General features: G+C 57.5%; 10 protein-coding genes and 2 tRNA genes. 10 read left to right on the top strand and 2 right to left on the bottom strand.

Annotated features, from left to right (window positions below):
• The first annotated feature begins 62 nt into the window (after nt 1-62).
• Together FN633_RS01690 and FN633_RS01685 are read left to right on the top strand one after the other, a co-directional pair.
• Nucleotides 63-139: transfer RNA gene (locus tag FN633_RS01690), tRNA-Asp, on the top strand.
• Nucleotides 140-194: 55 nt separating this feature from the next.
• Nucleotides 195-270, top strand: a tRNA-Trp gene (locus FN633_RS01685).
• Nucleotides 271-392: 122 nt separating this feature from the next.
• Here the strand turns inward: FN633_RS01685 and hdfR are convergent.
• A complete protein-coding gene (gene hdfR, locus FN633_RS01680; RefSeq protein WP_154056523.1) occupies nt 393-1226 on the bottom strand; it encodes an HTH-type transcriptional regulator HdfR in 834 nt (277 codons plus the stop codon).
• A gap of 106 nt (nt 1227-1332) precedes the next feature.
• Here hdfR and FN633_RS01675 point away from each other — a divergent pair, with 106 nt between their 5' ends.
• On the top strand, nt 1333-1671 hold the full coding sequence (locus FN633_RS01675; RefSeq protein WP_144819090.1) for a MaoP family protein: 339 nt from the start codon (nt 1333-1335) through the stop codon (nt 1669-1671).
• A gap of 28 nt (nt 1672-1699) precedes the next feature.
• Here the strand turns inward: FN633_RS01675 and FN633_RS01670 are convergent, their stop codons facing one another.
• Nucleotides 1700-3220, bottom strand: a complete 1521-nt coding sequence (locus FN633_RS01670) for a YifB family Mg chelatase-like AAA ATPase (RefSeq protein WP_154056522.1) — start codon at nt 3218-3220, stop codon at nt 1700-1702.
• Between the two features lie 320 nt (nt 3221-3540).
• On the opposite strand from FN633_RS01670, the gene ilvL reads away from it, so the two are divergent.
• The 7 genes from ilvL to ilvA all read left to right on the top strand — a co-directional run.
• Nucleotides 3541-3639, top strand: coding sequence for an ilv operon leader peptide (gene ilvL / locus FN633_RS01665; RefSeq protein WP_001311244.1), 99 nt, complete (start codon nt 3541-3543; stop codon nt 3637-3639).
• Between the two features lie 86 nt (nt 3640-3725).
• Nucleotides 3726-3776: a peptide IlvX gene (gene ilvX / locus FN633_RS18335; protein WP_208674148.1), complete on the top strand. Its 51-nt coding sequence runs from the start codon at nt 3726-3728 to the stop codon at nt 3774-3776.
• Nucleotides 3777-3778: 2 nt separating this feature from the next.
• Nucleotides 3779-5425 carry an acetolactate synthase 2 catalytic subunit gene (gene ilvG, locus FN633_RS01660; protein ID WP_154056521.1) on the top strand — a complete coding sequence of 549 codons (1647 nt, stop codon included), beginning with the start codon at nt 3779-3781 and terminating at the stop codon, nt 5423-5425.
• Nucleotides 5422-5685, top strand: a complete 264-nt coding sequence (gene ilvM, locus FN633_RS01655) for an acetolactate synthase 2 small subunit (protein WP_042395027.1) — start codon at nt 5422-5424, stop codon at nt 5683-5685. Before ilvG ends, ilvM begins: the two co-directional genes overlap by 4 nt.
• A 17-nt stretch (nt 5686-5702) precedes the next feature.
• A complete protein-coding gene (locus FN633_RS01650; protein ID WP_154056520.1) occupies nt 5703-6632 on the top strand; it encodes a branched-chain amino acid transaminase in 930 nt (309 codons plus the stop codon).
• A 58-nt stretch (nt 6633-6690) separates the two neighbouring features.
• Entirely contained in the window at nt 6691-8541 is a 1851-nt protein-coding gene (gene ilvD / locus FN633_RS01645) for a dihydroxy-acid dehydratase (RefSeq protein ID WP_154056519.1), read from the top strand.
• 2 nt (nt 8542-8543) lie between these two features.
• On the top strand, nt 8544-10084 hold a 1541-nt coding region (gene ilvA, locus FN633_RS01640; RefSeq protein WP_154058792.1), incomplete at its 3' end, for a threonine ammonia-lyase, biosynthetic.

Genomic DNA, 10084 nt, shown 5'->3' with positions numbered 1-10084 from the left:
GCCAGGCATCAAATTGCAGTTAACCGGGATAAAATACCCGGGTAGTGACAAAGAAATTCGGTGGAGCGGTAGTTCAGTCGGTTAGAATACCTGCCTGTCACGCAGGGGGTCGCGGGTTCGAGTCCCGTCCGTTCCGCCACTTATTATAAAATTAAGCCTGCTCAGTTATAGCAGGCTTAATAGTAAGAAAATTTAGGGGCGTAGCTCAGTTGGTAGAGCACCGGTCTCCAAAACCGGGTGTCGCGAGTTCGAGTCTCTCCGCCCCTGCCATATTAGGATCCTTTGCTTAGGCAAAGGATTTTTTTTGCCTGCAATTTAGGGTTTCCTCTCTTCTCATCCTCTTTTCTTGTCAAACTCACCTCTACGATGCGTCCCTGCATCGTATCCTTGAATTATTCCATCACACTGGTTTTTAAAAGATCTTTAATCTGGCTCTGTTTGTCGCTGTTTTGCAGCCAGATAGCGTACAGCGGGCGTGAGAGCGTCAGCGTATCTGCCACCATATGCAGATCGGGCTTGTCCTTAGCCCACGTGACCGGCAACCACGAGCAGCCTTCCAGCGACCCTAGCTGTTGGCGAGCAATCTCAGCGGAGCTGGTCGTTAACAACGGGATCTCATCGCTGGCAATAAGGCCAGACTCATGCTGTTGAAAATCAGGGCCCCATTCGAGCCGCAGGTAGTTCAGGGTCGATTTCAGGCGCGACGGTACGCTACAGTAGAGCGCAAGCGCAAAGTGTCCCAGCAGTTGGCTGCTGAACTCATCCATTTTAGGGGCTTCAGTGGTAATCAGCAGATCCAGCTGCCGCTCATGCAGCTGTTTTACCAGCGATTGCCGCTGTGCGATACGGGCCTCAAATTGTAAGCTCTTATGTGTCTGATAGAGCCGACCCAGCCAGCCGTTCAGCATACACTCCCACAGCGAGGCGCTGGCACCAATAGAAAACTCATTGTGCTGCGAACTATGCGCCACCTCTTTACGGGCGGCCTGCCATGTATTCATTAGCGTTTCTGCGTAAGGCAGAAGTTTCTCACCCGCTACCGTAAGACGAATATTATTACGGTGGCGGGTGAACAGATTTACCCCAAGCTGGTTCTCAAGCTGGCGAATACGAAAACTGACCGCTGATTGTGTCAGATAGAGCGCTTCTGCAGCACGTCCAAAGTGACGAGTCCTGCTTACTTCCAGGAAAGTTTTTAGCAATTCCGTATCCACAGCTTTCTCCACAAAATTATTTGTCGTTATGATTTAAATGTTTTGTTTTACACTCTGTCAAGCGTAACTAATACTCCGCGCCATAAATAGCTCGGCCAAAGAATTAGGAGTGTGTGGGATGGCGGAAAGCTTTACGACGACTAATCGTTTTTTCGACAACAAATACTACCCGCGCGGGTTCTCTCGTCATGGTGATTTCACCATCAAAGAGGCGCAGCTGCTGGAGCGGCACGGTTATGCTTTCAACGAACTCGATCTCGGCAAGCGTGAGCCGATGACCGAAGAAGAAGAGCTGTTTGTCGCCGTCTGCCGTGGTCAACGCGAGCCCGTCACTGAAGCGGAACGCGTCTGGAGTAAGTACATGACGCGCATTAAGCGTCCGAAACGCTTCCATACCCTCTCCGGCGGTAAGCCGCAGATGGAAGGTGCGGAAGATTACACCGAATCCGACGATTAAGATGCAGGGGCTACGGCCCCTGTTTTTTTTATCCCATCATTTTTTGCAGGTGAATGAGCAGGCGGTCAATAGCGCGATAACCCAGCGCCTCCTGGAGATGTTCCCTGCGTATCGTCTCACTCTCTTCCAGATCGGCAATGGTACGTGCCACCTTAAGCAGGCGCTGCCAGGCGCGTATCGATAACCCAAGCTGCGTAAGCGTCTCTTCAAGCCAGTCGGCATCCTCGGGCAGCAGCCGACAGTAATCGCGTATAGCGGCGCTTTCAAGTCGGGCGTTGAGCGTCTGCTGCCGTTGATACTGAATCTCCTGTGCAGCAAGCACACGGGCGCGTACCACCTCGCCAGGTTCGCTACGATTATCCGTCTGGCGCAGCAGGCCCGGTGGGGGAAGCGGGATCTCCAGAGAGAGATCGAAGCGATCGAGAAACGGCCCGGAGAGTTTGCTCAGGTAACGCAGCGTCTGCTCTGGCGTCGCACGATTATGGTTCCCCTGATAGTGGCCGGTAGGACTGGGGTTCATCGCGGCTATTAATTGGAAGCGGGCAGGGTAGGTCACCTTGGCCCGGGTTCGGGAAATATGGATCTGTCCGGACTCAATCGGTTCGCGCAGAGCATCAAGCACGCGCCGTTCAAACTCTGGCAGCTCATCCAGAAACAGGATGCCGTTATGCGCCAGCGAAATCTCGCCAGGCCCGGGAATCGATCCCCCGCCTACCATGGCGGTCAGAGATGCACTGTGATGCGGCGAGCGGAAGGGTCTGCGCCGCCACTGTTTTTTTAGCATGGCGGTATTGATCAGGCTGACAATCGCCGCGCTCTCCAGCGCCTCACGGTTATTTAAAGGTGGCAAGAGGCTATTCAGGCGGCTGGCCAGCATGGTCTTACCCGTGCCGGGTGGGCCAATCAGTAGCAGGTTATGCCCGCCTGCAGCGGTGATCTCCAGCGCTCGTTTACCCTGCTCCTGGCCGATTACGTCGTTGAGATCGTTTTCAGCGACAGGGATAGCGGCGAGGTCGGGCGCGGCCTCCTGAAGCTGATGTTTTCCTTCGAGAAAGGCACATACCTCCTGCAGATGTGCTGCGATCAGGCTGCGGGCGGCTTCGATGAGTCCGACTTCAGCTTCGTTATCGCTAGCAACGATAATTTGTCTGCCGGCGCGTTTGGCTTCCTGCGCACTGGGGATCGCCCCGGGAACGCCACGGAGCGCGCCTGTAAGCGCGAGTTCGCCAACAAACTCATACCGACTTAAGTGAGACGTGCTGAGCTGCTCAGAGGCTGCCAGAAGCGCAATAGCGATAGGTAAGTCATAGCGTCCTCCCTCCTTGGGGAGATCGGCGGGGGCAAGGTTGATGGTGATCTTCTTTGCTGGGAACGTATAGCCGCTGTTGATGATGGCACTGCGCACCCGATCGCGGGCCTCCTTGACCGTGGTCTCCGGCAGCCCAACGATGGTCAGGCCGGGAAGCCCGGCGCTGATATGCACCTCAACCGTAATAAGCGGCGCGGTGACGCCCAACGCCGCACGGGTATAGATAACCGACAGTGACATAGCTCCTCCTGTGACTGCAGGATTATGCCGCTGCGTTTTTTCACTGGCAGCTACGCATCTGCGTTTTTACGGCCTGGGTTCTGCGCTATCTGTGTCAGAGATGCAACGTATGCTTAACGCTGGAAGCAGGCGCGCAGTCGCGAAAAATCGTTCGCAGGTGAATTATTTTCACTTAAAGTTTTTCTTATATAAAACAATACGTTTTATGAATGCCTGCCGTCACTCCAATAAAAAACTTATAAAAAAATCTTGTGTCGTTAGCAAAAACTGTGATAACTCTTTAGGTATTCCTTCGAACAAGAAGCCAGAAAGTATAGAAAATGACAGCCCTTCTACGAGTGATTAGCCTGGTCGTGATTAGCGTGGTGGTGATTATTATCCCACCGTGCGGGGCTGCACTTGGACGAGGAAAGGCTTAAAAAACAAGCCTTAACGAACTAAGACCCCCGCACCGAAAGGTCCGGGGGTTTTTTTATGGCCTTATAACAACAGCGAGGAGCAAAGAATGCGTTGTAGCACAAAATTCTGTTTCTCACGATTTACGACGGGGAACTGACTATGAATGGGGCACAATGGGTAGTACATGCATTGCGGGCGCAGGGGGTCGAAACGGTCTTCGGTTACCCAGGCGGCGCAATTATGCCGGTTTACGATGCGTTGTATGACGGCGGCGTGGAACATCTGCTGTGTCGCCACGAGCAGGGAGCGGCGATGGCGGCCATCGGCTACGCCCGGTCTACCGGCAAAACCGGCGTCTGCATCGCTACGTCGGGTCCCGGTGCGACCAACCTGATCACCGGCCTCGCCGATGCCCTGCTCGATTCCGTTCCCGTTGTGGCCATCACCGGTCAGGTTGCCTCGCCGTTTATGGGTACCGACGCATTTCAGGAAGTGGACGTCCTTGGTTTGTCGCTGGCCTGCACCAAGCATAGCTTTTTGGTGCAGTCGCTGGAGGAGCTGCCGCGCGTAATGGCGGAAGCGTTCCAGGTGGCAAACTCAGGCCGTCCGGGTCCGGTGCTGGTTGATATCCCGAAAGATATCCAGGTTGCCGTGGGTGAACTGGAGCCGCATTTCTCTACTGTTGCAGATGATGACGCCTTCCCCCATGCCGACGTGGCTGAGGCCCGTCAAATGCTGGCCCGGGCGCAGAAGCCGATGCTGTACGTCGGCGGTGGCGTGGGCATGGCGCAGGCCGTTCCGGCGCTGCGGGAATTTATCGCCGCGACGCAGATCCCGGCCACCTGTACGCTGAAAGGGCTGGGGGCGGTTGAGGCCGATTACCCATACTACCTGGGCATGCTGGGGATGCACGGCACCAAAGCCGCCAACCTGGCGGTACAGGAGTGCGATCTGCTTATCGCCGTAGGCGCACGCTTCGACGACCGGGTGACCGGCAAGCTGAACACCTTTGCGCCGCACGCCAGCGTGATCCATATGGATATCGACCCGGCAGAGATGAACAAGCTGCGCCAGGCTCACGTGGCGCTGCAGGGCGATCTCAATGCGCTGCTGCCCGCGCTGCAGCAGCCGTTAGCGGTTGATGCCTGGCGTCAGCACGCCACGGAGATGCGCCGTGAATATGAATGGCGTTACGATCACCCGGGCGATGCCATCTATGCGCCGCTGCTGTTAAAACAGCTTTCCGACCGCAAGCCGCAGGATAGCGTTGTTACCACCGACGTGGGCCAGCATCAGATGTGGTCCGCGCAGCATATGACCTACAGCCGTCCGGAAAACTTTATCACCTCCAGCGGCTTAGGCACGATGGGCTTTGGCCTGCCGGCCGCCGTTGGGGCGCAGGTGGGGCGTCCGGACGATACCGTGATCTGTATCTCCGGTGACGGCTCCTTCATGATGAACGTGCAGGAGTTGGGCACCGTAAAGCGAAAGCAGCTGCCGCTGAAGATCGTTCTGCTGGATAACCAACGCTTAGGCATGGTTCGCCAGTGGCAGCAGCTCTTCTTCCAGGAGCGCTATAGCGAAACCACTCTGACCGATAACCCCGATTTCCTCATGCTGGCTCGCGCCTTCGGCATTCCCGGCCAGCACATCACCCGTAAAGACCAGGTTGAAGCGGCACTTGACGCCATGCTCGCAAGCGAAGGGCCTTATCTGCTTCATGTCTCAATCGATGAGCTTGAGAACGTCTGGCCCCTGGTGCCACCCGGTGCAAGCAACGCACAAATGCTGGAGAAATTATCATGATGCAACATCAGGTCGCCGTTCAGGCCCGCTTCAATCCGGAAACGTTAGAGCGTGTTTTACGCGTGGTTCGCCACCGTGGCTTTCAGATTTGCGCCATGAATATGGAGACAGCCACCGATGCGCAGAGCATAAATATTGAATTGACCGTTGCCAGCCCGCGCTCTGTCGAATTACTGTTTAGCCAGTTGAGCAAACTGGTCGACGTGGCGCGCGTCGAGATCCAACAACGTTCAACCCCAACACAACAAATCCGCGCCTGAGCGCAAAAGGAAGAAAAATGACGACGAAGAAAGCTGATTACATTTGGTTCAATGGCGAGATGGTTCCATGGGGCGAAGCGAAAGTACACGTGATGTCCCATGCGTTGCACTACGGTACCTCTGTATTTGAAGGCATCCGCTGCTACGACTCGCACAAAGGGCCAGTGGTGTTCCGCCATCGCGAACACATGCAGCGTCTGCGTGATTCAGCAAAAATCTATCGTTTCCCGGTTTCACAAAGCGTTGATGAACTGATGGAAGCCTGCCGGGCGGTGATCCGTAAAAACAACCTGACCAGCGCCTATATTCGTCCGCTGGTCTTCGTGGGTGATGTCGGTATGGGCGTGAACCCGCCGGACGGTTACGGCACCGATGTGATCATCGCCGCCTTCCCATGGGGTGCATACCTGGGCGCGGAAGCGCTGGATCAGGGTATCGACGCAATGGTCTCCTCCTGGAACCGCGTTGCGCCAAACACCATCCCGACCGCGGCAAAAGCGGGCGGTAACTACCTCTCCTCCCTGCTGGTGGGCAGCGAAGCGCGCCGCCACGGCTATCAGGAAGGGATTGCGCTGGACGTTAACGGCTACATCTCCGAAGGCGCTGGCGAAAACCTGTTTGAAGTGAAAGATGGCATTCTGTTCACCCCGCCGTTTACCTCTTCCGCGCTGCCGGGCATCACCCGCGACGCGATCATCAAGCTGGCGAAAGATCTGGGTATCGAAGTGCGCGAGCAGGTGCTCTCCCGTGAGTCCCTCTACCTGGCTGATGAAGTGTTCATGTCAGGTACCGCCGCCGAGATCACCCCGGTGCGCAGCGTCGACGGTATCCAGGTTGGCGAAGGCCGCTGTGGCCCAATAACCAAGCGCATCCAGCAAGCGTTCTTTGGCCTGTTCACCGGCGAAACAGAAGATAAGTACGGCTGGTTGGATCAGGTTAACCAATAAGCATAAATATGGGACGGCACGCACCGTCCCATTTATTAAATAGAGTTGGGAGTAAAGCATGCCTAAGTACCGTTCCGCTACCACCACCCACGGCCGTAACATGGCAGGTGCCCGCGCGCTGTGGCGCGCAACCGGGATGACCGACGCCGACTTCGGCAAGCCGATTATCGCCGTGGTGAACTCATTTACTCAGTTTGTGCCGGGCCACGTGCATCTGCGCGATCTGGGCAAGCTGGTGGCCGAGCAAATTGAAGCCGCAGGCGGCGTGGCGAAAGAGTTCAATACCATTGCGGTCGATGACGGCATCGCGATGGGCCACGGAGGCATGCTCTATTCACTGCCATCTCGCGAGCTGATCGCTGACTCGGTGGAGTACATGGTCAACGCCCACTGTGCGGATGCCATGGTCTGTATCTCCAACTGCGACAAGATCACCCCGGGGATGTTAATGGCCTCACTGCGCCTGAACATTCCGGTTATTTTTGTCTCCGGCGGCCCGATGGAGGCCGGAAAAACCAAGCTGTCTGACAAGATCATCAAGCTCGACCTGGTCGATGCCATGATCCAGGGCGCAGATCCGAAAGTATCCGACGAGCAGAGCGAGCAGGTTGAACGTTCCGCCTGCCCGACCTGCGGCTCCTGCTCGGGCATGTTCACGGCCAACTCCATGAACTGCCTGACCGAAGCACTGGGCCTGTCGCAGCCTGGCAACGGCTCGCTGCTGGCGACCCACGCCGATCGTAAGCAGCTGTTCCTCAATGCCGGGTCACGTATTGTTGAGCTCACCAAACGCTATTACGAGCAGGATGATGAGAGCGCGCTGCCGCGCAACATCGCCAGCAAAGCCGCGTTTGAAAACGCCATGACGCTGGACATCGCCATGGGCGGCTCCACTAACACCGTTCTGCACCTGCTGGCCGCGGCCCAGGAAGCGGAAATTGACTTCACCATGACCGACATCGACCAGCTCTCCCGCAAGGTGCCGCAGCTCTGTAAGGTCGCACCAAGTACCCAGAAGTACCATATGGAAGACGTGCACCGTGCCGGTGGCGTTCTCGGGATCCTGGGTGAACTGGATCGCGCCGGGCTGTTGAATCGTGAAGTGAAAAATATTCTTGGTCTGACGCTGCCGCAGACGCTGGAGCAGTATGACGTAATGCTGACCCAGGACGAGGCGGTGAAAAAGATGTTCCGCGCGGGTCCGGCGGGCATTCGTACCACTCAGGCGTTCTCGCAGGATTGCCGTTGGGATAGCCTGGATGACGATCGTGCTGAAGGTTGTATCCGCTCCCTGGAGCACGCCTACAGTAAAGACGGTGGGCTGGCAGTGCTGTACGGCAACTTTGCCGAAAACGGCTGCATCGTTAAAACCGCCGGCGTGGACGACAGTATCCTGAAATTTACCGGTCCGGCGAAAGTATACGAAAGCCAGGATGATGCGGTAGAAGCCATTCTCGGCGGTAAAGTTGTGGCGGGCGACGTGGTGGTGATCCGCTACGAAGGGCCAAAAGGCGGGCCGGGGATGCAGGAGATGCTCTACCCCACCACCTTCCTGAAATCAATGGGCCTCGGTAAGGCCTGCGCGCTGATCACCGACGGGCGTTTCTCTGGGGGTACTTCCGGTCTCTCTATCGGCCACGTCTCGCCGGAAGCGGCCAGCGGCGGCAACATCGCGCTGATTGAAGATGGCGATATGATTGCTATCGATATTCCAAACCGCGGCATTCAGCTGCAGGTAAGCGATCAGGAGCTGGCCGCACGCCGGGAAGCGCAGGACGCACGCGGTGCAGCAGCGTGGACGCCAAAAGCGCGTGAGCGTCAGGTCTCCTTCGCGCTGCGCGCCTATGCCAGCCTGGCGACCAGCGCAGACAAAGGCGCGGTACGCGATAAATCCAAACTGGGAGGCTAACCGTGGCCGAATCCCAACCCTTGTCCGCCGCCCCCGAGGGGGCGGAGTATTTGCGGGCGGTGCTGCGCGCGCCGGTCTATGAAGCGGTGCAGGTAACGCCGCTGCAAAAGATGGAAAAGCTTTCGTCGCGGCTGGATAACGTCATTCTGGTAAAACGCGAAGATCGCCAGCCGGTGCACAGCTTCAAGCTGCGCGGCGCTTACGCCATGATGGCCGGGCTCACCGACGAGCAGAAGGCGCGGGGGACGATCACCGCCTCGGCGGGTAACCATGCCCAAGGAGTAGCGTTCTCTGCTGCACGTCTTGGGGTGAAGGCGCTGATCGTGATGCCGGTAGCCACTGCCGATATTAAAGTCGATGCGGTACGCAACTTTGGCGGCGAAGTGCTGCTCTACGGGGCTAACTTCGACGAGGCAAAGGCGAAAGCTATCGAGCTGGCCCAGCAGCAAGGCTTTACCTGGGTGCCGCCGTTCGATCACCCGATGGTCATTGCCGGACAGGGTACGCTGGCGCTGGAGCTGCTCCAGCAGGACGCACATATCGACCGCGTCTTTGTGCCGGTGGGCGGCGGCGGCCTGGCGGCGGGCGTGGCGGTGCTCATTAAACAGCTGATGCCGCAGATCAAGGTGATTGCGGTGGAAGCAGAAGATTCAGCCTGCCTGAAAGCGGCGCTGGATGCCGGACAGCCGGTGGATCTGTCCCGGGTTGGGCTCTTTGCCGAAGGGGTGGCGGTTAAACGCATCGGCGACGAAACCTTCCGCGTCTGCCGGGAGTATCTCGACGATATCATTACCGTCGACAGCGACGCGATCTGCGCCGCCATGAAGGATCTGTTCGAAGATGTGCGGGCGGTGGCGGAACCCTCCGGCGCGCTGGCCCTGGCGGGCATGAAGAAGTACATCGCCCAGCACAACATTCGCGGCGAGCGGCTGGCGCACGTGCTCTCCGGCGCGAACGTTAACTTCCACGGCCTGCGCTACGTTTCCGAACGCTGCGAGCTGGGCGAACAGCGTGAAGCGCTGCTGGCGGTCACCATTCCTGAAGAGAAGGGCAGCTTCCTGAAGTTCTGCCAGCTGCTGGGCGGCCGCTCGGTGACCGAGTTCAACTACCGCTTTGCCGATGCCCACGACGCCTGCATTTTTGTCGGCGTGCGCCTGAGTCGCGGGCTGGAGGAGCGTAAAGAGATCCTGTCTCTACTCAGCGAGGGCGGCTACAGCGTGGTCGATCTCTCCGACGATGAGATGGCCAAGCTACATGTGCGTTACATGGTAGGCGGTCGTCCGTCGAAGCCGCTTAAGGAACGTCTCTACAGCTTTGAGTTCCCGGAGTCTCCCGGTGCGCTGCTGAAGTTCCTGCACACACTGGGCACCCACTGGAATATCTCCCTGTTCCATTACCGCAGCCACGGTACGGACTATGGGCGCGTGCTGGCTGCCTTTGAGCTGGGCGAGCACGAGCCGGATTTCGAAACCCGTCTGAGCGAGCTGGGCTATTACTGTCATAACGAGAGCGATAACCCGGCGTTCCGCTTCTTCCTCGCCGG

It is taken from the genome of Pseudescherichia vulneris (assembly GCF_902164725.1).
In the GTDB taxonomy this organism is placed as follows: domain Bacteria; phylum Pseudomonadota; class Gammaproteobacteria; order Enterobacterales; family Enterobacteriaceae; genus Pseudescherichia; species Pseudescherichia vulneris.
The sequence above is the reverse complement of the archived record's forward strand: the minus strand, read 5'-3'. Positions and strand labels throughout refer to the sequence as shown.